Below are 22,066 nucleotides of genomic sequence, written 5' to 3'. Positions count from 1 at the left end.
GAGCACGACAATGTTGGTAGCACTCGGTCTCCTGATGGTGGCCACCTTCATGGTCCTCATCATCACCAAACGGGCCACCCCGGTGGTTGCGCTGATCCTCGTTCCGGTCGCGTTCGGCCTCTTCGCCGGCGCCGGTCTCAGCATCAGCGACATGATCAAGGACGGAATCGGAGATCTCGCGCCCACCGCGGCGATGCTGTTCTTCGCGATCATCTACTTCGGCATCATGATCGACGTCGGGTTGTTCGACCCGATCGTCCGCGGCGTGGTCTGCATGGTGCGCAACGACCCAGCCCGGCTCGTCGTCGGCACCGCGGTCCTCGCGATGGTCGTCTCCCTCGACGGTGACGGCTCGACCACGTTCATCATCACCACGGCGGCCCTGCTTCCGCTGTACCTGAAGCTCGGCGTCAGCCCCGTGGTCCTCACCGTCACGGCCGGTCTGGCCAACGGCACGATGAACATCCTGCCGTGGGGCGGCCCGACCGCCCGCGCCGCCAGTGCCCTCAACATCGACACCAACGACGTCTTCATCCCGATGCTGCCCGCGCTGGGTGCCGCGCTCGTCGTCGTGCTGCTGTTCAGCTATCACCTCGGGGTGCTGGAGCGTCGTCGCATCGGCAAGATCGAGATCCGCGAATCCATCCTCGCCCCGCAGCGCGACGAGGTGCTCGTCGGAGCCGGCGGGTCCGGCACCACACCCCCGAACTCGGGTCGACGCAGCCGCCCGATCGGCGGTACCGGCGACGCCCCCGATGCCGACGATGCTCCCTCGACTCGCGACCTGCATATCGAGGAATACAATGACGACGGCGAGACCACCTTCACCGGTGTCCTCGATCCCAACCGAAAGACCCTGCGGCCCAAGCTGTTCTGGATCAACGCCGGACTCACCGTCGCCCTGCTGGCGATCCTCGGCATGGACGTCGTCGCCATCCCGGTCCTGTTCATGATCTTCGCCGGCATCGCCCTCGCAGTGAACTTCCCGCACGTGAAGGATCAGCAGGAGGCCATCACGCGGCACAGCTCGAGCATCGTGTCGGTGGTCGCGATGGTGTTGGCCGCGGCGGTCCTCACCGGTGTGTTCAACGGGACGGGCATGGTCGACGCGATCGCGCACTGGCTCGCCGACGGCATCCCCGCCTGGATGGGTCCGCACATGGCCATCGTCGTCGGAGTTCTGTCCATCCCGCTCACCTTCCTGATGAGCAACGACGCCTTCTACTACGGCGTGCTGCCGGTCCTCTCGGAGACCGCGACGAAGTACGGCATCGATCCCACCGAGATGGCCCGCGCCTCCATCACCGGGCAGCCCGTGCACATGCAGAGTCCGCTGGTCCCCGCCATCCTGCTGCTGGTCGCACTGGCCGGCGTCACGCTCGCCGACCACCACAAGAAGGTGCTCTGGCGGGCCACGGCGGTGTCGCTCGTGATGCTCGTCGTCGGAACGCTGGTCGGAGCGATCCCGTTCTGAGCACCGCCTCGCTCCCTGAGGTGCGAGCGGAGCGAGCCTCGAAGGGCCCGTCGACCCGGTCCAACCGACCGGGTCGGCGGGCCGTTGCGTCCTAATCTGAGATCCATGCGATTGCGGACGCAGGTGCTGGTGCTGCAACTCGCGGTGATCGCGGTCAGTCTCGCCGTCGGCTTCGGGTGGGTCGTCGTCGGAGCCGACGACCGGGTCCGCGACGAGTACGCACAACGCGCCCTCGCGATCGCCGAGTCCGTCGCCAGCGATCCCCAGGTCCGGGCCGATGTCGCATCCACTCAAGGAACCGGTCTCGACGCGGCAGCACTCGCCGCCGGACCGGTGCAGACCGAGGCCAACGCCGTCCGGGACCGCACGGGTGCGCTGTTCGTGGTGATCGCCAACCGGGATCGCGTTCGCCTGGCCCACCCGGAGGCCGCCGAGGTGGGCAAACCGGTGTCGACGGATCCGTCGAGGCGCTGAGCGGTCAGGTCGACATCACCACCGACCGCGGCACCCTCGGCGAATCCGTCCGCGCCAAGGTGCCGATCTACGGGCCCGACGGGTCGGTGGTCGGGCTGGTCAGCGTCGGCGTGTCCACCGAGAGCCTCACCGCCGACACCCGACGTGACGTCGTGGCGACCGCCCTCATCGCGGCGGTTGCGCTGGGCATCGGCGCCATCGGGTCGATCCTGCTGGCCCGACGCTGGCGCCGGCTCACCCTCGGTCTGGAGCCCGACGAACTCACCGCCCTCGTCCGCGAACAGACCGCGGTGCTGCATTCGATGGCCGATGGTGTGCTCGCCGTCGACAGCACCGGTGTCGCGCGCGTCATCAACGACAAGGCGCGAGCGCTCCTCGACATCGACGCCCCGATCGGAACCGCACCCGACGAACTCGGGTTGACCCCCCGAGTGCGCGCCGTGCTCGACGAGCCGACCGCCGACCCGGTGGCCGCAAGTGTCGGCGATCGCATCGTGCTGGTGAGTTCGCGCCGCGTCCAGGCCGACGGCCGTGACCTGGGCATGGTGCTCTCGGTGATCGACCGCACCGACGTGGAGACCCTCAGCCGCGAGGTTGACTCCATCCGATCGATGAGCTCGGCCCTGCGCGCTCAGCGGCACGAAACCGCGAACCGCATGCACGTCCTGGCGGGGCTGTTGCGGCACGGACACACCGAGGAGGCGCAGGCGTACCTCGACGAGATCACCGGCGCCACCAGCACCACACACCTTGCGGGACTCGACAACGTGCAAGAAGCGCATCTGCACGCCTTCCTGGACGCCAAGACGTCGCAGGCCCGCGAACGCCGGGTGACGCTCCGACTCGGCGACCAGACGTGGGTCGACGGAACACTCACCGAACCCGTCGTGGTCACCACCGTGCTCGGCAACCTCATCGACAATGCCTTGGATGCGGCGTCCGAGGACAACGGTGAGGGCGTTGTCGAGGTCGACGTCATCGGCGACGGCAACGCGCTGGTCATCGCGGTCGCCGATTCGGGGTCGGGTATCGAGTTCGACACCCCGGACGAGGTGTTCGCCGAAGGTGCCACCACCAAACCCGGCGACGGCGTACCCGGTGGCCGCGGTATGGGACTCGCGCTGACCCGGCAACTCGCGCGCCGTATCGGCGGCGACGTGTGGATCGCGGACCCGGGCGGCGAACGTCGCGCACCCAGCTCGCTCGGCGGAGCCGTGTTCGTCGCGCATCTGCCGTGCGTTCTGGAGACAGGGAGTCAGGAGAGCCATGAGTGAGGACCTGACCGTGCTGATCGTCGACGACGACTTCCGGGTCGCCGCGCTCCACACCGCCATCGTCGACGCGGTGCGCGGCTTTCGGGTGGTGGCGCGCGCGGGATCGGTTGCGGCGGCGCGTGCCGCGATCGCCGACCACCCCGACATCGACCTCGCGCTCCTCGATGTCTACCTCCCGGATGGATCGGGTATCGACCTGGTCGGCGAACTCCCCTGTGACAGCTTTGTAGTGGGTGCGGAGACCGAGGCGACCGCCGTGCGCACCGCCATGCGATCGGGCGCGCTGGCCTACCTGATCAAACCGTTCGACGACGCCGAACTCGCGCGCCGGCTCGCCGGGTACGCGCAGTACCGCCGAGTTCTCGACGCCGACAACGTCGATCAGCGGGCCGTCGACGCCGCGCTGTCGGCGCTGCGCTTCGGCACCCGCCCCGCCGACCGCGACGACGGCGGATCGCCCACCGAGAAGCGCATCCTCGAACTCTTCGCCGACGCCGACGGACCACTGTTCGCCGACGATGTCTCGACCGCCATCGGCGTCGCCGCCCCGACCGCCCGCCGGCATCTCGCCAACCTCGTCACCGCCGGACGCCTCACCATGACCCTGCGCTACGGCTCCACCGGCCGACCGCGCCAGGAGTACCGCCTCGCCCTCTGACTCCAACCGTGGGACGAACGCTGAACCCACACCCTGCCGACCCCGCTCGAGGTCGATCCCACCGCTCCCGGTCGATCCCCCCGCTCCCTGAGGTGCTCGCAAGCTCGCACCTCAGGCAGCGTAGGGTAACTCCGTTTCCACGGATCCAGGCTCAGGTAGCGGAACTTCGGCCCAGAAAGACCCCAGGATCAGGGACCAGCGGAAGAGACCAGCTGGTCGAGCTCGCAGTCGGGCACGTGTATCCAGCCCTCGCGCATCGCGGTGTCGCGAACGTCGTCGGGCGGTGCAGGGGTCAGTCCGAGATCTGCCGTTCGCGCGATCAGCGCGGTGATCACGGCGTCGAAGGCGTCGTCGTCGGCGATCATGGCATCCGCGTGGCTGTTGAGATCGAGCCAGGGCGCCGCCTGACCGAGCTGCTCGACCATCACTTCGCGCGCAGATACATTCGCGGCGGTCTTGTAGCCGCGTGACTGCAGACCCCAACGTCGTAGCGCTGCAGCGGGGTACGCTTCGATCGCCCAGCCCGACGCGCGGTCGGTGATGCCGAGATCGGCCAGCAGGCCGGCACACCGGAACGCGACGTGGGCGATGTTGTCGGCCGACACCGAAAGCGGGCGTCGACCGCCGGCGAGTGCGGCCACGTAGAGGTCGGTCGTTCGGTAGGCCAACGGGCGCCGACGCGAGACGTCGTCGAGGCCGCTCCCCGCCGACAACTCGCCTCGATGTTGCGCCACAACGAAATCCACGAAGTCGTCGGGCCAGCCGAACGGCGAGTCAATACCTACGCGGGCTGCCCCCGCGACCATCGTGTGGATCCGTGCATCGTCGGCCGGCATCACGAGCTCTGTCACCCGAGCCGAGCCGGATCGCCACTCGATCACCGCGACAGCGGTTTTCACCGGCGACGCTGCCAGATCGACGCCCACGGTGTACGTCAGAAGGAGCCCTCCAGGAACTCGGCGTAGGCGGGAAGGTCGAGCTGCCCGTGCCCGGACAGACCGATCACGACCACCTGCTCGGTGTCGTTGTCGGCGACGTGCGCAGCACAGGCGGCGATGGCGTGGGTCGATTCCGGTGCCGGCACGATGCCCTGCGTGCGGGCGAACTGGACGCCGGCGGAGAAGGCGTCGTGCTGGCTGATCGCCACCCCTTCCACGAGGCCGAGCTCGACGGTGTGACTCAGGGCGGGGGCCATCCCGTGATAGCGCAGACCACCCGCGTGGATCGGGTCCGGGACGAAATCCATTCCGAGCGTGTGCATCTTGAGCAGCGGGGTGAGCCCGGCCACGTCACCATGGTCGTAGCGGTACTCGCCCTGTGTGATCGAGGGACATGCAGCCGGCTCGGCCGCCACCACACGGGGGTTGGACCGACCGTGCAGCTTCTCCCGCAGGAACGGGAACGACAACCCACCGAGATTGGAACCGCCTCCGGCACAGCCGAAGACGACGTCGGCGCCGTCGGGCTCGACGGCCGCGAGCTGCTCGACCGCCTCCTGACCGATCACACTCTGATGCAGCACAACGTGATTGAGCACGCTGCCGAGCGCATACCGGGTGTCGGGGTTCTGCGCGGCAACCTCGACCGCCTCGCTGACGGCCATACCCAGGCTGCCCGTCGTGTTCGGGTCCTTGGCCAGCATCGCGCGGCCGGACTCGGTGAGATCGGACGGACTCGGGTGGATGGTGCCGCCGTAGGTGCGGATGAGGTAGCCGCGGTAGGGCTTGGAATCGTAGGAGGCGCGCACCTGCCACACCTCGACGTCGATCCCGAACTGCGCCCCGGCAAACGCCAGTGCGCTACCCCATTGTCCCGCACCGGTTTCCGTCGTCAGCTTGGTGACGCCGTCGAGGCTGTTGTAATACGCCTGGGCCACTGCCGAATTGGTCTTGTGACTGCCGACGGGGCTCACGCCCTCGTACTTGACGTAGATGCGCGCCTTGGTGTTGAGCGCCTGCTCGAACTTGCGTGCTCGGAACAGCGGCGAAGGACGCCACATCCGGTAGATGTCACGGACCGGTTCGGGGATCTCGATGTAGGCGTCGGTGGACACCTCCTGCGCGATCAGTCCACTCGGGAACAAGGCCGCGAGGTCGTCGGGCCCCACCGGCTCCTTGGTTCCCGGATGCAGATGCGGTGGGATCGGAGAATCGAGTTCGGCAGCCAGATTGTACCAGTGCGTCGGCACATCGACGGTGATCAGGTCGGGATTGCTGGCGTCCACGTGCATGGTCATGCGATTCACTGTAGTGCGCCGGGGTTGAACGATCCCTTGATTCGCGTGTCCGCTGCACGGTCAACGGATTGCGACGCACGATGAACGATTTGGGACGCACGGTCGACGATGCGCGTCAGAACTCGAGCCGCATCAGTACTCGCGGGAATCCGTTGAGCACGGAATCGGTCTGCGCGGCCAATTCGAACCCGGCATCCTCGAACAGCTTTCGGGTGCCGACGTAGGCCATCGTGAGGTCGACCTTCTCGCCGCGGTTGTCCACCGGATACCCCTCGACCGCCGGTGCGCCGTGCTCGCGCGCGAACTCGACCGCGCCGGCGAGCAACGGGTGCGAGATCCCTTGTTTGCGATGCCCGGGCCGGACGCGCAGGCACCAGATCGACCACACGTCGAGGTCGTCGACGTGTGGGATTCTCCGGTTGCCCGCGAAGGTGGTGTCGGCGCGCGGTGCCACCGCGGCCCAACCCACCACGTCGTCGCCGTCGTAGGCGAGCACACCGGGGGCCACGGTTCGTCGGCACAGCTTGCGGACGTATTCACCACGGGCTTGCCGGGCGAGTTCCTGGTTCAACTTGTTGGGAATCCGATAGCTGAGGCACCAGCAGACGTTGGCGTCGGGCCGCTTGGGTCCGACCATCGTGCGCACATCGGCGAACCGCGACGCCGGTCGTATGTCGAAGGCCATGTCACCAGCCTCACGGACGGGCCGAGCCCCCGCAACCATGTCGAAGCATCTTCAAGCCCTTGTGGTTTTCTGAATCTGAATCTAGCATCAGAAAAGTTGATCGGTACCGAGAGTCTGACCCGAAGGAGACGTAGACGATGGTGATGATGACCAGGGAGGATTACCTCGCGTCCCTCGACGACGGTCGCCGGATCTTCGCGGAGGGCGAAGAGGTCAAGCAACTGGCCGATCATCCGCAGTTCGCGACGGCGATCGAACTCGTCGGCGACGGCTACGAGGAGAACTACCGGCCGGGTGACGACGCCAGCGGACAGTACTTCCAGATCCCGAAGAGCACCGCCGATCTGAAGGAGATCCTGACCGAACTCCTGCACTGGGACATGGTCACCGTGACCACCAGCCAGGGCCTGCTCGCACTACTGACCGCGGCCGCGCGGATGCGTGCCGACAACCCGGCGCTCTCCGAGCGCATCGAGGAGTACTTCGAGTACTGCCGCCGCAACGACCTCCGTTGCGTGCAGGCGATCACCGACGCGAAGGGCGACCGCAAGCTTCCGCCCGGAGCGCAGGACGACCCCGACGTCTACACCCGCGTCGTCGAACGCCGCCCCGACGGCATCGTGATCCGTGGCGCCAAACTCCACATCTCGTCGGCCGCCATCAGCCACGAGCTGGTGGTGATGCCGACCAAGAACATGAAGCCCGGCGAGGAGGACTACGCGGTCGCGTGCGCGGTTCCGGTCAACGCGCCCGGCGTCCGGATCGTCAACACCAGCTACGCACCGCGCGAGCGCGAGGGTGATTTCCCGGTGAGCTCCAAGCACAACATGCCGGAGGGCTTCATCATCTTCGACGACGTGTTCGTGCCCAACGAGCGTGTGTTCCTCGACGGCCAGATCGCCCACTCGGCGACCTTCGCGCACGCGCTTGGGCTGTGGGAACGCCTCGGCGGCACCGCGCACATGTCCGAATTCGCCGACCAGCTGGTCGGATTGGCGCAACTCATTGCCGAAGCCAACGGCACCGAGAAGATCAATCACATCCGGGAGAAGATCGCCGAGATGGTGATCTACGCGACGATGGTGCGGTCGGGTCTCGAGGCGGCCATCGCCAATTCCGAGGAGAGTCCGGAGGGCTGGTACTTCCCCAGCGAGTTGTACACGAATGCCGCAAAGCACTACGCCGCAGCCGATTACAGCCTGATGGTGCGCCATCTCCATGACATCGGCGGCGGGTCGATTCTCACCGCGCCGTCGGTGGCCGACCTGGAGAACGACGAGGTCGGGCCGCTGATCAAGAAATACATGCGGACCAAGGACGGCATCGACGGCGAGTACCGCACGCGGCTGTTCCACGCGATCCGCGACTTCACCGCCGACGCCTACGGTGGCTGGCAACTGGTCACCATGCTTGCGTCCGGTGGCGGTCTCTATGCGCAACGTCTCGTGGCGCGCAAGCACTACGACATGGACAAGGCCAAGCGACTGGCACTTGAACTCGCGGGCCTGGCATGACCGTTGAGACCGTCGAGGTGCCGGGGGATCTCGGGGCCTTCGCCGAGTACGTCCGAACCCGGGCCGGAACTTTCGTCAACGAATTCGATTCGACGACAGAGGATTCCGTCGACTCCAGCGACCGCATCGCGGCAGTCGAGGAGTTGCGGGACGGGCACGATGCTGCGGTCGCGACGCAGCGCCGGCTGCAGCGGGCACTCTTCGACGCCGGAATCGCCTGGCCCAGTGGACCCCTCGACCTCGGCGGTCTCGGTCTGACCTTCGCCCACGACACCGTCCTGGACACGGTGCTCGACGAGCTCGGCTTGCCTTCCCGAGAAGCTCTGTTCGTCGGATTGAACATCGTCGCACCCGCTGTGGTGCATCATGCGTCAGCCGACCTGCGGAGTAGCGTCGTGACCGGTCTCTACCGTGGCGACCTGATCGGATGCCAGTTGTTCAGCGAACCCGGCGCCGGCTCCGATCTGGCCGGCGTGAGCACCAAGGCGGTACGCGACGGTGACGACTGGGTGCTGACCGGCCAGAAGGTGTGGACCTCGATGGGTCATCTCGCCGACGTCGGGGAGGCGCTGGTCCGGACCGATCCGAATGCCCCCAAACACGCTGGGCTGACGATGTTTCTGGTCGACATGCACGCGCCCGGCGTCACCGTACGACCGATCCGGCAGATGACCGGCGGCGCGGCCTTCAACGAGGTGTTCCTCGACGAGGTGCGGGTTCCCGACTCCCATCGGATCGGCGGGATCGGGGACGGCTGGACGGTGGCCTCCACCAGCCTCGGCAACGAGCGCAGCACCATGAGCGGTGCCGCAGGGCCGCTGACGCCGTACGTCATGGAGCGCGTCGTCGGGCTGGTGCGCCGGCTCGAGGCGGAGGCAGATCCGTTGCTGCGACCGCAGATCGCTCGAACCGTTGCGGCCGTGGCCGCGATGCGCGCCGCGTCGGGACTGTCCGCCGGATCGTGGTCGCACCGCATGGAGCCGGTCGCGGGGTCGGTGCTCAAGATGCTGATGGCTACGGCCGCCGACGAGATCTCCGCGCTGGCCGCGGCGGTCCTCGGCGAACGCGCCTTTGTCGATCACGGCGAGATGGATGCGTTCGCGTGGTCGGAGTTCGTGTTGGGTGTGCCGGCACTGCATCTGGCCGGCGGCACCGACGAGATCCAATACAACGTAATCGCTCAACGCGGACTTGGGCTTCCGCGAAGATAGTCCTCAATCCACCACAGCAGAAGGAGATCGAGATGGAATCGTTCATCCAGCACCGCAAGGGACGCACACCGCGTCAGGTTCACCGCGACGTGGAGGACCTCAAGGACGACGAGCTCGGCCGCTACGGATTCGTCGGCCGCACCGCACACTTCTACCGCCGCAACGATCCCACCGCGTATCGGGCCGTCGGCGACTTGTCCGGCGTCGACCGGCTGACCCATGATCTGACCCCCACCGATCAGATCGATCCGGCCGGCGAACCGCTGCTGATGTTCTACAACGACGACTGCCGCATCCTGCTGAGCCGGCGCAACGAGGTCGCCCCGTTCTACACCCGCAACGTCGACGGTGACGAGTTGATCTTCGTACACGAGGGAACCGGCCACTTCGAGACCGAATTCGGCCGTCTCGCATACCGTCCCGGAGATTACGTATACATCCCCAAGGCGACCACGTACCGCCAGATCCCGGACAACCAGTGCATGTTCCTCATCATCGAGGCCGTCGAGGAGTTCCGGGTTCCCGACGCCGGGGTACTCGGGCGTCATCATCCGTTCGACTCGTCACTCGTCGTCGTACCCGAGGCCGAGGTGTTCCCCGACGACGGCCGTGAGGAGTACGAGGTCCGGTTCCGGCAGCGCGAGGGCAAGACGTCGGTCTTCTACAAGTTCAACCCGCTCGACGTCGAGGGCTGGAAGGGTGACAACTTCGCGTTCACCTACAACCTCGAAGACTACGATGTGATCACCTCGGACACAGTGCATCTGCCGCCGACCGTGCATCTGTTCATGCAGGCCACCGGGGTCTACGTGATGAACTTCCTGCCGCGACCGGTCGAGAGCCGCAAGGGCGCCGAGCGGCCGCCGTGGTATCACCGCAACGTCGACTTCGACGAGATCGCCTTCTTCCACGGTGGCACCATGTTCGGCATCGAGATGCCACCGGGGCTCATCTCCCATGCGCCGCAGGGCATTCACCATGGCATGCCGGAGCGGGCCCGGGAACGTGCGCGTCGTCGCTTCGACCAGGACGAGCGTGTCGAGTGGAAGGTCATCTCCATCGACACCCACAAGCGTCTGACCCCGACGCCGGCGATGATCGAATCCTTACAGGTCGAGGTCCAAGAGGAAGTGCAGGTATGAGCGAGAAGAAGTTCGAGTACGAGCGCGTTCCCTACCTCGTCGTCTTCGACGACACCTCGGCCTATCGCGACACCTACGGTGGCGTGACGGAGAGCGTGGTACTGGAAAGTTATCTGTTGCGCCCCAAGGATGTTCCGTCCGACACGGTCATCATCTTCATGCATCCGATCGGTGGCGGTGCCTACCTGCCGATGTCGAATGCGTTGCCACGCGCCGGGCATCACGTGATCTATTGCAACAGCCGGTATCGCGGCGTCGACAGCGCGCTCATCATGGAGAAGGTCGTGCAGGACCTCGGTGCCTGCGTCAAGGACGCCAAGGAGCGACTCGGCTACGAGAAGGTGATCTTGGCCGGCTGGAGCGGCGGTGGCGCACTGTCGCTGTACTACCAACAGCAGGCGCAACACGCGACGGTCACCGCCACCCCGGCGGGTGAACCACCGGATCTCACCCAGCTCGACCTGCCCGCCGCCGACGGCATGATGTTGCTCGCCGCTCACGTGAGCCGCCACGGCACGCTCACGGAGTGGATGGATCCGTCGATCCTGGACGAAAACGACCCGGAGAAACGCGATCCCGAGCTCGACCTGTACAACCCCAACAACCCGAATCAGGCGCCCTACACCGAAGAGTTCGTGACGCGCTACCGGGCCGCGCAGATCGACCGAAATCGGCGCATCACCGCGTGGGTCAAGGATCAGCTCGCCGATCTGCGTGGTCGGGGTGAGCCGCTGATGGAGCGCGGGTTCGTGGTGCACGGGACCATGGCCGACCCCCGCTGGCTCGACCTCACCCAGGACCCCAACGACCGCAAACCCGGCTGCTACCTGGGTGATCCGCGCATCGTCAACATGGGCCCGGTCGGCTTGGCCCGCTTCACCACCTTGCGAAGCTGGTTGTCGCAGTGGAGCTATGACGATGCCAACGGCGACGGCCCGCGCTGCGCGGCCGATCTCGAGGTGCCCACCCTGGTCATCGGCAACTCCGCCGACAATGCGTGCACCCCGAGCCACACCCAGCGGCTCTTCGACGCCGTCGGGCATCCGGACAAGACGATGCACACGATTGCCGGTGCGACGCACTACTATTCGGGCCGCGAACAGATCCCGTACCTCAAGCAGGCCGTCACGACGATCACCGACTGGTTGGGTGAGCGGTCATGGACCGGCGTGTGACACCCATCCGCTCCCTGAGGTGCGAGGAGCGCAAGCGACGAGCCTCGAAGGGCGGCCGCAGCCATGCATGACATCTCCACCGACGAGGTGCGCACCTCCCTGCGCACCTACTTCGCCGACCATCCGGGAATCGCCGAGGTTCGACACAACCGGGACGCGACTGACCAGACTGGTCGCACTGCAGCGGGATTCGATGTCGCGGGCTGGCGCACGCTGTCGGAACAAGTGGGCATCACCGGTCTCGGTACACCCGAATCCTGGGGCGGCCTGCAGCTTCCGGCGGCACATCTCGTCGCGGCGGCCGAAGAGTGCGGGGCCACCCTGTATCCGGGGCCGGTTCGCGCCACTCTGCTGCTGTCGGCGGCGCTCGTCGGTGTGGACCCCGACGCTGTTCCCACCCAGGAACGTGAGGTTGTGGAGAGCATCCTCGCCGGGTCCGCGGTGGTGGGAACACCCACGGGCGACAACACCCTCACCTATGCCGATGGGCGAGTCAGCGGACGACTCGGAGCGGTGACCCACGGAGCGGTCGCGCATGTGATCGTGGCGTCGGTGTCGACGCCGCAGGGTCCTGCCCTGGCGCTGATCCACACGGGGGACGCGCGGATCGAACGCACCTCGGTGCCCGGCGTCGACCTGGTAGTTCCGTTGGCGGACATCGCATTCTCTGACACACCTGCGTTGCTGCTGACGACTCCCGCGGACGCCGGCGTCCTCGCCCGGCACCATCGGCTCGAGACCATGCTCCTCGCGGCCGAGCAGGTGGGTGGTGCGCAAGGCTGCCTCACCGGGATGGTGGAGTATGCCAAGGTCCGTGAGCAATTCGGTCAGGTGATCGGGACCTACCAGGCAATTTCTCATCGGTGCGCCCACACTGCTGTCGCCACTGCTGCGGCACGGGCGCTCGTCGTCGCAGCCGCAGACGCCCATGACGCCGACAATGCCAGCGCGGCGGAGCAGATCGTGCTGTTGGCGCGGGCTCAAGCAGCCGATACCTATTCCGACGCATCCAGCGCATTGATCCAGGTCTCCGGCGGGATTGGCTTCACGTGGGAGCACGACGCGCACTTGTACTTCCGGCATGCGCGCGCAACCGCTGCCATCGGCGGCACCCCGGATCAGTTCCGTGATCGCGCGGTCACCGCAGGTTGCCTCGACCTACTCACCCCGGGAGCCGCGTGACTCTGGAATCCGCCCCAGATTCCCGCCCTCGTCAGCTCCCCTGTTTACGCACTGTCGATGACGTACGTGGTGAGGGCGGATATCGGCGGCAGGTTTCTGGGGCGGTTTTCAGCGGCCGACGCGCAGACCGACTGTGGGCACCCGATCGGCACACTACGTGCATGTGCGTCCCAAACCTTACACAGGCGGTGGTGGTTCTCCACAGGTGCATCGTGAGCGGCAATGCAGGCACGATGGCCGTGCACACTCGCGTTCATGGACTTCGACGACCTGGCCAAGGCCTACGGGGGCGTGCTGGCCACGCACCAACTGCTCGCGTGCGGCCACAGCACCGAGGACATACGTCAGGCGAAGTTCGACGGGATGCTCAGCCCTTTGCGCCACGGATGGTACGCGGTTCGCGACGCTGATCCCGGAGTCGTTGCCGCAGTGCGGGATCGCGGTGTCGTGACGTGCGCATCGGCGCTGCGGCGCTGCGGACTCTGGGTGCCTGACCACTCGAAGGAGCTGCACAACCGGGTGACCCGGCACGAGCGGAGGCAATCTCATGACCGCTGTCGCCGCTACGGGCGACCGTCGCCCGCCTTGGTCGCCGTCGACGACGTATTGACGTCGCTTCAGTACGGTGCGCGGTGTTTCGACGAGGAGGGATTCGTCATACTCTGCGACTCGGCGCTCAACCTCGGCGAGGTGACTGTCAAAGAGCTCGAGCACGCGTTTCGCTTGGCGCCGGAGAAGATTCGACGCTCGATCGGAAAGTGTGACGAGGGAGCGGCGTCGGGCACTGAGACCGCGGGTCGCCTCCGCCTGAAGTCCAGAGGGGTGAAGGTGGAGGTTCAGCACGAGGTGCCCGGCGTCGGACATATTGATCTGCTGGTGGGAGATCGGCTCGCGATCGAGTTCGACAGCAAGGCGCATCACACCGGCGAGGAGAACTACGAGGCCGACCGGACTCGTGACCGAAAGCTGGTCGCCCGCGGCTACATTCCCATGCGGGTCACGTACAACCAGGTGTTTCTGCGGTGGAACAGCACCTATGCCGATATCCAGGCGGCTCTGCGGAATGGGTACCACCGGAAGCGTTCGGCCTGAAATCTGTCACCGAATTCCGCCCTCGTCGAGGTCGGCGCTGACGATATGTCAACGACGGCCCTGGCCAGGGTGGAAATCGGGGACACATTTCAGGGTGGTCACTTCGCCACCACGATGCCAGGCCGATCTCGAGCACGCCGACAACAGCGATGACCGGCTGCAGGAAGAAGAACACCTGCAGCGTTGCGATCTGCACGACGATCCAGAGCAGCAAGGTCGCACCCGCGAGCACTCCGCCGAGGACGCCGAGGCGTGGCGAACTCGGTACGAGTGCGGCAATGGCAGCCGCCAGGTGTGGAACCGCGATGAGCGCGATGAGCATCCATCCGGGACCCACCCAGCTGTCAAACGGTGTGCGCTCCAGCCAGTCTCGATTCATCTGCCATGTGTCGGCGATGAGCGAGAGTCCGCCGTACGTTGCCTGCGCGGCGATCAAGAGTTCGATGACGGCCAGCATCCAGCATTGCCACGGCCGACGCCGCGTCGGCGTCCGCGGCGGGCGGGTCTCGGTGCGAGCCGTCGCCTGCATGTCTTCAGCATGCTCCAACTCGACCCGCGACGTCATGAGTCCAAGGTCACGGACCTGCGAGCTCAGCCCAGGAGCTTCTTCTGCACCTTGCCCATCGCGTTGCGCGGAAGGCTCTCCACGAAGCGAATCTCTCTGGGCCGCTTATGATGTGACAGTTCATTGGCCACGAGCTCGATGAGGACCTGGTCCTCCACGGCGTCGCCGACCACATACGCGACGATGCGCTGACCCAGATCGTCGTCGGGTACTCCGACCACAGCGACCTCATGGACGGCGGAATGCGCCATCAAGACGGTCTCGATCTCACCCGCGCCGATGCGGTAGCCGCCCGACTTGATGAGGTCCGTGGCGCGTCGGCCGACGATGCGGTGCATGCCATCCGAGCCGATCACCGCGACGTCGCCGGTGGCGAACCAGCCGTCGCCGACCCACGATTCGGCGGTGGCGTCGGGTCGGTTGAGGTAGCCCGACGACAGCATCGTGCCCCGAACGTGTAGATCCCCGACACTCTCCCCGTCGTGCGGAACGTCGGAATCGGCCTCGCGCAAGCGGGTTTCGACGCCTGCCACCGGTAGCCCGACCCAGCCGGGACGACGCTCGCCGTCGGCCCGGGTACTGACGGTGATGAGAGTCTCGGTCATCCCGTAGCGTTCGACGATCTCGTGGCCGGTGTGCGTACGGATCTGCTCGAACACCGGCACGGGAAGCGGCGCACTGCCGGACACGAGCAGTCGCGCCGATGACAATGCTTGTGCGGCAGCAGGATCGGATGCCATGCGATGCCACACCGTGGGGACGCCGAAGAACATCGACGCTCCCGCCTCGGCCGCCGCCGCGTAGCCGGCGGGCGTGGGTTTGACGGTGTGGATCAGTGCACCGCCTCGTCGCAACGGGCCCAGAACACCCAGTATCAAACCGTGCACATGAAACAGCGGAAGACCATGTGCCAGGGTATCTCTCGAGGTCCAGGCCCAGGCGTCGGCCAGTGCGTCGAGACCCGCTGCGATCGCCCGTCGCGTGATCGGAACTCCCTTGGGCAGCCCGGTGGTGCCCGAGGTGTAGAGGATCAGGGCCGTCGAGTCCGGTGCGGGCTCCGGGTGTGAATGCCACGACCGCGCATAGCGCCGCACCGGGATCGCGGGCAGCATCGGCTCGTCGGGTGCGGGACCGAGCCACGCCTGCGCCCCCGAGTCGGCGAGGATGTGCTCGAGTTCTTTCGCACCCGAATCCGGTGGCACCGGGACCACCGCGACGCCTGCGATCAACCCGCCGACCACTGCGAGCACTGTGTCGATGCTCGGCCGGGCCAGGACGGCAAGGGTGTGTGCACCACGGATGCGTTCGGCGACCGCCGTCGCCGCGCCGACGAGGTCTTCCCGCGAGAGTCGATCGTCGCCGATCACGACGGCGTCGGGCAGATCCGGGGCGTTGGGCAGCAGGGTTCCGAGCAGCAGCACCCACTTACTGTGTCATGCCGGTCAGATGAGCGTGCCCACGTCCTTGGCGACGATGTGATCGAGGGCGCGTTCGGCGACCGCGGCGATCGTCATCGACGGATTGCAGGCCGCCGAGTTTCCGGGCATCAACGCACCGTCGACGACGTACAGTCCGCGCTGCCCGCGGACGCGGCCGTCCAGGTCACACACGGTGCCCATGCATGCCCCGCCCAGCGGGTGCCAGGTGGAGTTGACGATCCCGTTGGTGTCGGTGAGGACGGACCGAGGGCCGGCGATGCGTTTGACGGTCGGGCCGATGTGCCGGTTCTGGATCGACTCGTCGCCGGTGGCCGGCCACCACAGTCGGGCCTGATCGCTGCGGCCGTCGTAGCGGAAGTGTCCGCGCACCCGGCTGGCGCCGTAGCCGACGAGCATGGTGGTCTTCGGTCCGATGGGATTGGGCGGCATCGACGCCTGGATGACGGTGAACGCCGACTCCGGGTCCCGCCAGTTCTTGCTGCCGTAGACCACCGGTCCGCCCTGCTTGGCGCCGAAATCGGCGTCTGGATCGGTCCACATGTAGATGCGGTCGGCGTTGGTGCCCCATCCCTGGCCGAGGCCGTCGGGGAGGTCGGGGATGTGTCCGAGCTTCTCGGCGCGCATCAATAGTCGGGTGGTGTTGACGCTGCCCGCACCCATGATGAGCGTGGGCGTCGTGAGGATCTGCTTCTCGATTGCCCGCCCGGAATCGTCGAGCTTGTCGACGTGGATCACCCACTGTCCGTTGGGGTTACGGAAGATCTCGGTGACGTTGCTCTGGGTCCGGATGGTTGCGTTGCCGGTGGCCTGTGCGGCCGCGATGTAGGTCTTGTCGACGCTGAACTTGCCGCCGTTGTTCACGCCGAGTTGTCCGTCGCCGGTGGTGTACGACGCCCGCATCTTGCCCTGCAACTCGGCGAGTGCGTAGTTCCAGTCGATCGGCATCGGGATCTTCGACAGCGGCAGGCCGAGATGGCGGACGCGATCGGCGAAATGCCGTGCGGCACGGTAGTTCGGCGAATTGACCAGTGCGTCCGGGGCGGTCGCGAGGTGCAGCATCCGGGCGACGCGCGGGTAGTGCACCCGATTCATCGTCGGCCAGTCGAGAGCGTTGGGGAAGTGGGCTTCGAAGACAGCCCGATCGGGCTGCAGGGTCATACCCTGGTAGACCAGTGAGCCGCCGCCCACGCCTGCCGCGCAGACCGCGGTCATGTTGTCGCCGACCACCGTTTCGAGAAGTCCTACATAGGGTTCCACCGAGATCGGCCGACCGAAGATCTGCGACGCCGAGTTGTACCAGAGGATTCGCTTGTCGGGGTTGGTCGGGTTGGGGAAGGTGTTGGCGTTGGGTCCGGTCCGCCACCAGCGTCCCCGCTCGAGGACGAGCACCCGAACGCCCGCCTGGGCGAGCCGCAGAGCTGCGACGCCGCCGCCGAAACCGGACCCGATGACGACGACGCGGTGATCCTCGCGCACCGTCCGCACGCGCTTGGCCGGTTGAGCGGATGCGGTCGGAGCGCCACCGATGGCGCTGCTTACGGCCGCACCGGCCACCACGGCTCCGGTGCCGGCAAGGAAGGTACGACGAGAAATGCGCGTGTCAGCAGACACCATGGCCCCCAGTGAGTGAAGTGGATCTCCCCGAACGAGACCCAAAACTAGACATAGGTGGCCAAATGTGTCAACTAATGGAGGGAATCCTCACCTTTGTGTCCTGTCGCACCACCCGCCAAGGCGGTTTGCGGAGGTGCGCGGGCCTCAGGGAGTAGGCGCGTCGATCCGGATGCTCGCGACCATGGGGTCGAGCCAGCGGCGCAGGAACTGGCGCAGTTCCTTGTCGGGCCGGTCGTCGAACAGAACCACCGACAGGCTGAGGTGGACCATGAGTTCGGCCAGGTCCTCGATGTCGCGGACTTGGCCCTTCAGTGGTGACAGGAACTGCAACCCAACGGGTTTGGCGCGTCGGATCACCCCCTCGTCGAAGAGCGGATTGCCTTGGTCGGCCTGGAACATCGCCTTCAGAACCGGCGTGGTTCGCGCAAAATGCCGTCCGGCCATCACCAGTTCGATGAGGAAGTCGGTGGGGTTGTCGGTCGCCGCGGCATGCGCCTGGATGTCTTCCATCGCCATCAGCGTCAGATGGGCCACCGACTGCGAAACCAGGTCCTCCCGCGTTCCGAAGATCGAGTACACGGTCTGTCGCGACACTCCGGCAGATTCGGCGACGGCCGCGATGGTGACGCCGTCAAAACCCGACGTCTGCACCAGTTCGAGGGTGGCATCGATGATCTTCCCGCGCGACCGCATGATGTCCATTATTCACCGACGGCACATGCCGCCCGGTGGCTTGTTCATCTTTCGAAAGCTGCTGGGTGGCCGCAGAACGTCAGGCAGATTCGCGCATCGCAGCGGAATCGATCCACCCGTCGGCCACGAGCTGCAGCAGCATCTGGGCCTTGTTGCCCACCGGACGTCCTGCGTCCTCATAGCGCCGTGCGACGCGACGATAGTGTTCGCGCACTGTGCTCTCGGCGATGCGATGCAAACGCGATGTCTGCCGAAGTGTGGCACCCAGGGTGTAGGTGTGCAGAATCTCACACTCGCGGGGAGTGACATGGACTCGAGCCGGACGCGGGGCGCGCTCGGCGATCTCGGTGAGAAACCGCTCGAGGTACGCAAGCGACTCGGGTCCTTCGGCCGGGATCACTCTCACGCTGGGACCGCCGCCATATGCGGTGATCCTCCCTATCCGGTCGGGCGTGGACAGGAAGACGGTGGGAATGGGATGTCCGCAGTCGCCGATGCGCGCCTGGCGCAGGTCGTTGGGTTCACGAGCGATGATTCCGTGGGCGACAACGACGTCGTCGCTGGTGGGTGGCACGTGAACAGCACGAAGGCCGGACCGCTCGACCAGCGCGACGAGTGCCGCGGTGGCGATGCTCTCCACACCGACTACCGCAACGGTGGGTTGGACCGGCGCGACCGGGATTCCCGGGGCGGGCATCGTGGACGTCATGCGGTCCTCCTGACGAGATCGGGCATCCATGCTCAACCCTGATTGAACGGATCGCGCAAGTCAGCAGAGTTTGCGACCCGATTCGGACATATCCGGGTGTTGCTTCGCATGAATGACAACCCGCGATGCGTGATGTCGCATGATTGCCGACGATCCGGCAAGATTACGCACGTGCTGAGAGGACTGCGGATGCTGATCGCGTCGCCGCTCGGGCATGTCGTCGAACCGCCGTTGCAAGCCTTTGATGACGTGACCGTGGTGGTGGCCACCGACGAAGATGAGTTCACGCGTGCGGTGGCCGGGCAGGTTCGTTTCGACGTCGTGGTGGCCGACCTGATCTGGAACAGCCCCGAGACGGAATGGACCTTCGACGGTCTCGACGTCATCGATGCGCTCACCAAGCACGACCGCCTGGCACCCGTGCTGCTCGCCACGCAGGGATATGGAATGGAGCAGGACCATCTGGACGAGGCGAGACTGCGTCCCGAGGTGCTCGGCGTGGTCGCCAAGTCCGACGGCCTCCAGGCACTGATGGAATCGATCCGGACCGTGGCCTACGGGCAACGTCTGCCCTTCGAGCCGGCCACGGACCGGCGCCGGATGCCGCTCTATGAGCTCTTCGTGGGGCAGCGTGGCCACACCGCGGGACGGCTCGCAGGGGCCATCGCGTCCGGGGCGTCGTCGGACAACGTCTCACTGGCGCGGGCCGCGAAGGTGTCGCCCAACACCGCCAACAAGGTCACCAGCCATTACCTCGGGCCGATCATCGAACGTCGAGGTGAGCACGACGACCGGCTGCCCATGACTCAGGCAGCCGTCTACCGGTGGTGCGGTCTGCACGCCCGCTACATCGTGAGCTGGTGCCGACGGCACGGCCACGCGGATGTGCTCGGCGAACTGAGATAGTTGCCCGATCAGGCGAGGTAGCGGTCGACCAGCTTCTCGGCCTTCTTCGGTGTCCGGGCTTGGAACCCGTCACCGATCGCGCGCAGCTTCCATTGCGGGCCTTCACGATTGATCACCGCCATCACCACACCGGTGAACGGCATACCACCGGCGAGGGTGAAGCGGGCCAGTTCCGCGTTGTTGGTGTCGTCGATGAGGCGGCAGTACGCGTTCTGGACCTCCTCGAAGGTCTGTCCGCGATAGGAGGTGACGATGAAGACCAGATTGTCCACCGACGGTGCCACCGCGGGCAGTGACACGCTGATCACCTCGTCGTCGCCTTCACCCTCGCCGGTCAGGTTGTCGCCGGAGTGGTGGATCGACTTGTCTTTCGAGTTCAGCCGTCCGTAGTACACGGTGTCGACGCACCGGCCCGCCGAGAACATCAGCACGGACGCGTCAAGGTCGATCGCACTGCCCCGCTTGCGGAGGCCACCCGGCGGCGGCACGGGATCCCAGCCGAGACCCATGCGGATGGCGGTCAGGGCAACTCCGCCGTCCTTGCGCAGCGTCACCTTCTGGCCCTTGGACAGGTTGACCGGACGCGACTTGGTCAGATTTATCTCGGGTGCCGGGGGCGGCGGCTGTGGTGGTGTGTACGCGGGCGGTGCGGGTGGCGGTGTCGGGGCAGCGGGCTGATCGTCGACGCTGACGCCGTGGTCGCGGACGAGATCGGCGAACCCTCCGGCATAGCCCTGCCCGACCGCACGAACCTTCCAGTCACTCCCACGACGATAGAGTTCGACGGTGATGACCACGGATTCCGTTGTCAGACCGCCGATCACGAAGTCGTAGTGCTCCCGGCCAGACGCGTCGCCAACCCGCGCGACCGGCGGAGCGCTGCGCCCGAAATTCGACGACGGGTCGTCGAGGGTGACGACCGCGCGGACGGCATCGATGTCGGCGGGGATCGCGCCGGTGGCGATGACCAGGCGAGGCCGGCCCGACGCGGTCTCGAGTCTCACCCCGGGGCCAACGGGCTGGTTGTAGAAGACGAAGTCGGCGTCGGAGCGCACCAGGCCGCGGTCGGTGACCAGCAGGGCCGAAAGATCCGCGGCGGCTCCCACGTCGACCGTGATCGTCAGGTCGGCGGTGGGCAGAGGCGCGTTCTGCCCCTTGCTCAGAGCGGTCATGGGGTGGCCTCCAACTCATTGACGGCGTCCTGATTGATGTCGCGGTCGCCGGCCTCGGTGGCCGAGCGTACATAGTCGCCGAACCAGGTCAGGATCTCTTCGCCGGCAAGCGCTCCCGAGTCCCTGGTCACGGCGACGTGGTCGCGGTTCCACCCGAGATTCTCCAGCTCACCATGACGAGGGCGGATGGCGGCGTCGGAGGCTTCGAGAAGGTCGGCGTCGAGCCAGCCGTCGCCGGCCGAGATGAGCGGGGCGTCGGCGGTGATGCGGTCGGAGTCGACGAGACGGCGCCGTACTTCGCCGATGGCTGACGATTTGGTCACGCACCCGGGTGTCGCATAGATCTTGCGGCCCTGTTGCGACACGGTCCAGCCGTGACGGCCGCACCACTGCGTCCAGTCCGCCAGGAAGTCGGCGGGCTGGGATGCGAGGTCGACCACCAGGTAGCAGAACAGGTCGTCGGCGATGCGCAGGGACTTCACCCACGAGTCGTCGGTGCGCCTTCTCAGTTCGGTGACCACGGTGTCGAGATCGGCTGCGGTGGAACGCACTGCGTGATCGATACTGGCGCGCCACGTGGCGTCGTCGGTGCCGTCGACCAGGATCCGGCCGCCGTTGGAGACCACCGCGTACGGAAAAGGACTGCCCGGCAGCGTGACTCGATCGAACTGGGCCTGGGTTCGGGTGGTGACCGGCACCACCGGCACGGTGGCAGCAAGGTGGGCCAACAGCTCTTGGCTGTGAGCCGTCATGTAGGAGATCGGCGCGTCCTGGTAGATCTCCACACACTGGGGCGCCAGCGTCGCGAACTGTTCGTCACCCATCGCCGACCGTGAGTAGATCATCGTTCG

General features: G+C 66.4%; 18 protein-coding genes and 1 pseudogene. 10 read left to right on the top strand and 9 right to left on the bottom strand.

Features of this window, described 5'->3' with window-relative positions:
• Nucleotides 1–10 precede the first annotated feature (10 nt).
• From ABZW74_RS04155 to ABZW74_RS04145, 3 genes and pseudogenes are all read left to right on the top strand, one after another.
• Nucleotides 11–1,474 carry an SLC13 family permease gene (locus ABZW74_RS04155; RefSeq protein WP_355274167.1) on the top strand — a complete coding sequence of 488 codons (1,464 nt, stop codon included), beginning with the start codon at nucleotides 11–13 and terminating at the stop codon, nucleotides 1,472–1,474.
• Between the two features lie 105 nt (nucleotides 1,475–1,579).
• Nucleotides 1,580–3,222 (top strand): annotated as a pseudogene (locus ABZW74_RS04150) (sensor histidine kinase).
• Nucleotides 3,215–3,880, top strand: coding sequence for a response regulator (locus tag ABZW74_RS04145; RefSeq protein WP_240855366.1), 666 nt, complete (start codon nucleotides 3,215–3,217; stop codon nucleotides 3,878–3,880). Before ABZW74_RS04150 ends, ABZW74_RS04145 begins: the two are co-directional and overlap by 8 nt.
• 188 nt (nucleotides 3,881–4,068) lie before the next feature.
• On the opposite strand, the gene ABZW74_RS04140 is transcribed toward ABZW74_RS04145, so the two are convergent.
• The 3 genes from ABZW74_RS04140 to ABZW74_RS04130 form a co-directional block, all read right to left on the bottom strand.
• Nucleotides 4,069–4,818 carry a DUF429 domain-containing protein gene (locus ABZW74_RS04140; RefSeq protein WP_240855570.1) on the bottom strand — a complete coding sequence of 250 codons (750 nt, stop codon included), beginning with the start codon at nucleotides 4,816–4,818 and terminating at the stop codon, nucleotides 4,069–4,071.
• The gene (locus ABZW74_RS04135; RefSeq protein ID WP_355274163.1) at nucleotides 4,815–6,116 is read right to left on the bottom strand and encodes a TrpB-like pyridoxal phosphate-dependent enzyme; all 1,302 of its coding nucleotides are present in this window, start codon (nucleotides 6,114–6,116) and stop codon (nucleotides 4,815–4,817) included. Before ABZW74_RS04135 ends, ABZW74_RS04140 begins: the two co-directional genes overlap by 4 nt.
• Before the next feature lie 115 nt (nucleotides 6,117–6,231).
• Nucleotides 6,232–6,801: a GNAT family N-acetyltransferase gene (locus ABZW74_RS04130; protein ID WP_355274161.1), complete on the bottom strand. Its 570-nt coding sequence runs from the start codon at nucleotides 6,799–6,801 to the stop codon at nucleotides 6,232–6,234.
• Between the two features lie 146 nt (nucleotides 6,802–6,947).
• Here ABZW74_RS04130 and ABZW74_RS04125 point away from each other — a divergent pair, with 146 nt between their 5' ends.
• The 6 genes from ABZW74_RS04125 (at nucleotide 6,948) to ABZW74_RS04100 (ending at nucleotide 14,117) form a co-directional block, all read left to right on the top strand.
• The gene (locus ABZW74_RS04125) at nucleotides 6,948–8,315 is read left to right on the top strand and encodes a 4-hydroxyphenylacetate 3-hydroxylase N-terminal domain-containing protein (RefSeq protein ID WP_355274158.1); all 1,368 of its coding nucleotides are present in this window, start codon (nucleotides 6,948–6,950) and stop codon (nucleotides 8,313–8,315) included.
• Nucleotides 8,312–9,526 carry an acyl-CoA dehydrogenase family protein gene (locus tag ABZW74_RS04120; RefSeq protein WP_355274155.1) on the top strand — a complete coding sequence of 405 codons (1,215 nt, stop codon included), beginning with the start codon at nucleotides 8,312–8,314 and terminating at the stop codon, nucleotides 9,524–9,526. Before ABZW74_RS04125 ends, ABZW74_RS04120 begins: the two co-directional genes overlap by 4 nt.
• A gap of 32 nt (nucleotides 9,527–9,558) precedes the next feature.
• Nucleotides 9,559–10,668, top strand: a complete 1,110-nt coding sequence (locus tag ABZW74_RS04115) for a homogentisate 1,2-dioxygenase (RefSeq protein WP_240855353.1) — start codon at nucleotides 9,559–9,561, stop codon at nucleotides 10,666–10,668.
• Complete coding sequence (locus tag ABZW74_RS04110) at nucleotides 10,665–11,843, top strand: alpha/beta fold hydrolase (protein WP_355274152.1); 1,179 nt, start codon at nucleotides 10,665–10,667, stop codon at nucleotides 11,841–11,843. Before ABZW74_RS04115 ends, ABZW74_RS04110 begins: the two co-directional genes overlap by 4 nt.
• Nucleotides 11,844–11,906: 63 nt before the next feature.
• The gene (locus ABZW74_RS04105; RefSeq protein WP_355274149.1) at nucleotides 11,907–13,025 is read left to right on the top strand and encodes an acyl-CoA dehydrogenase family protein; all 1,119 of its coding nucleotides are present in this window, start codon (nucleotides 11,907–11,909) and stop codon (nucleotides 13,023–13,025) included.
• Between the two features lie 255 nt (nucleotides 13,026–13,280).
• Nucleotides 13,281–14,117: a hypothetical protein gene (locus tag ABZW74_RS04100; protein ID WP_240855348.1), complete on the top strand. Its 837-nt coding sequence runs from the start codon at nucleotides 13,281–13,283 to the stop codon at nucleotides 14,115–14,117.
• 591 nt (nucleotides 14,118–14,708) lie between these two features.
• Here ABZW74_RS04100 and ABZW74_RS04095 read toward each other — a convergent pair.
• The 4 genes from ABZW74_RS04095 to ABZW74_RS04080 form a co-directional block, all read right to left on the bottom strand.
• Nucleotides 14,709–16,100: an acyl-CoA synthetase gene (locus ABZW74_RS04095; protein WP_240855568.1), complete on the bottom strand. Its 1,392-nt coding sequence runs from the start codon at nucleotides 16,098–16,100 to the stop codon at nucleotides 14,709–14,711.
• 24 nt (nucleotides 16,101–16,124) lie between these two features.
• Complete coding sequence (locus tag ABZW74_RS04090; protein ID WP_240855347.1) at nucleotides 16,125–17,735, bottom strand: GMC family oxidoreductase; 1,611 nt, start codon at nucleotides 17,733–17,735, stop codon at nucleotides 16,125–16,127.
• Between the two features lie 144 nt (nucleotides 17,736–17,879).
• Nucleotides 17,880–18,428 carry a TetR/AcrR family transcriptional regulator gene (locus ABZW74_RS04085; protein ID WP_240855345.1) on the bottom strand — a complete coding sequence of 183 codons (549 nt, stop codon included), beginning with the start codon at nucleotides 18,426–18,428 and terminating at the stop codon, nucleotides 17,880–17,882.
• A gap of 79 nt (nucleotides 18,429–18,507) precedes the next feature.
• A complete protein-coding gene (locus ABZW74_RS04080) occupies nucleotides 18,508–19,137 on the bottom strand; it encodes a hypothetical protein (RefSeq protein WP_240855344.1) in 630 nt (209 codons plus the stop codon).
• A gap of 171 nt (nucleotides 19,138–19,308) precedes the next feature.
• Between ABZW74_RS04080 and ABZW74_RS04075 the strand changes: the two genes are divergently transcribed.
• A complete protein-coding gene (locus ABZW74_RS04075) occupies nucleotides 19,309–20,043 on the top strand; it encodes a response regulator (protein ID WP_355274146.1) in 735 nt (244 codons plus the stop codon).
• A gap of 8 nt (nucleotides 20,044–20,051) precedes the next feature.
• Here ABZW74_RS04075 and ABZW74_RS04070 read toward each other — a convergent pair whose 3' ends face one another.
• Complete coding sequence (locus tag ABZW74_RS04070; protein ID WP_240855342.1) at nucleotides 20,052–21,215, bottom strand: TerD family protein; 1,164 nt, start codon at nucleotides 21,213–21,215, stop codon at nucleotides 20,052–20,054.
• The gene (locus tag ABZW74_RS04065; RefSeq protein WP_355274185.1) at nucleotides 21,212–22,060 is read right to left on the bottom strand and encodes an HAD family hydrolase; all 849 of its coding nucleotides are present in this window, start codon (nucleotides 22,058–22,060) and stop codon (nucleotides 21,212–21,214) included. Before ABZW74_RS04065 ends, ABZW74_RS04070 begins: the two co-directional genes overlap by 4 nt.
• Nucleotides 22,061–22,066: the final 6 nt, after the last annotated feature.

Origin of the sequence: Gordonia sp. NPDC003585 (genome assembly GCF_040610755.1) — a bacterium.
In the GTDB taxonomy this organism is placed as follows: domain Bacteria; phylum Actinomycetota; class Actinomycetes; order Mycobacteriales; family Mycobacteriaceae; genus Gordonia.
Note: the sequence above shows the minus strand (reverse complement) of the source record. Positions and strands in the feature narration are given on the sequence as shown.

Coding starts and splice junctions, on each gene's coding strand:
- ABZW74_RS04155 (WP_355274167.1), top strand. CDS start 11: ATGTTGGTAGCACTCGGTCTCCTGATGGTGGCCACCTTCATGGTCCTC.
- ABZW74_RS04145 (WP_240855366.1), top strand. CDS start 3,215: ATGAGTGAGGACCTGACCGTGCTGATCGTCGACGACGACTTCCGGGTC.
- ABZW74_RS04135 (WP_355274163.1), bottom strand. CDS start 6,116: ATGACCATGCACGTGGACGCCAGCAATCCCGACCTGATCACCGTCGAT.
- ABZW74_RS04130 (WP_355274161.1), bottom strand. CDS start 6,801: ATGGCCTTCGACATACGACCGGCGTCGCGGTTCGCCGATGTGCGCACG.
- ABZW74_RS04125 (WP_355274158.1), top strand. CDS start 6,948: ATGACCAGGGAGGATTACCTCGCGTCCCTCGACGACGGTCGCCGGATC.
- ABZW74_RS04120 (WP_355274155.1), top strand. CDS start 8,312: ATGACCGTTGAGACCGTCGAGGTGCCGGGGGATCTCGGGGCCTTCGCC.
- ABZW74_RS04115 (WP_240855353.1), top strand. CDS start 9,559: ATGGAATCGTTCATCCAGCACCGCAAGGGACGCACACCGCGTCAGGTT.
- ABZW74_RS04110 (WP_355274152.1), top strand. CDS start 10,665: ATGAGCGAGAAGAAGTTCGAGTACGAGCGCGTTCCCTACCTCGTCGTC.
- ABZW74_RS04105 (WP_355274149.1), top strand. CDS start 11,907: ATGCATGACATCTCCACCGACGAGGTGCGCACCTCCCTGCGCACCTAC.
- ABZW74_RS04100 (WP_240855348.1), top strand. CDS start 13,281: ATGGACTTCGACGACCTGGCCAAGGCCTACGGGGGCGTGCTGGCCACG.
- ABZW74_RS04090 (WP_240855347.1), bottom strand. CDS start 17,735: ATGGTGTCTGCTGACACGCGCATTTCTCGTCGTACCTTCCTTGCCGGC.
- ABZW74_RS04085 (WP_240855345.1), bottom strand. CDS start 18,428: ATGCGGTCGCGCGGGAAGATCATCGATGCCACCCTCGAACTGGTGCAG.
- ABZW74_RS04080 (WP_240855344.1), bottom strand. CDS start 19,137: ATGACGTCCACGATGCCCGCCCCGGGAATCCCGGTCGCGCCGGTCCAA.
- ABZW74_RS04070 (WP_240855342.1), bottom strand. CDS start 21,215: ATGACCGCTCTGAGCAAGGGGCAGAACGCGCCTCTGCCCACCGCCGAC.
- ABZW74_RS04065 (WP_355274185.1), bottom strand. CDS start 22,060: ATGATCTACTCACGGTCGGCGATGGGTGACGAACAGTTCGCGACGCTG.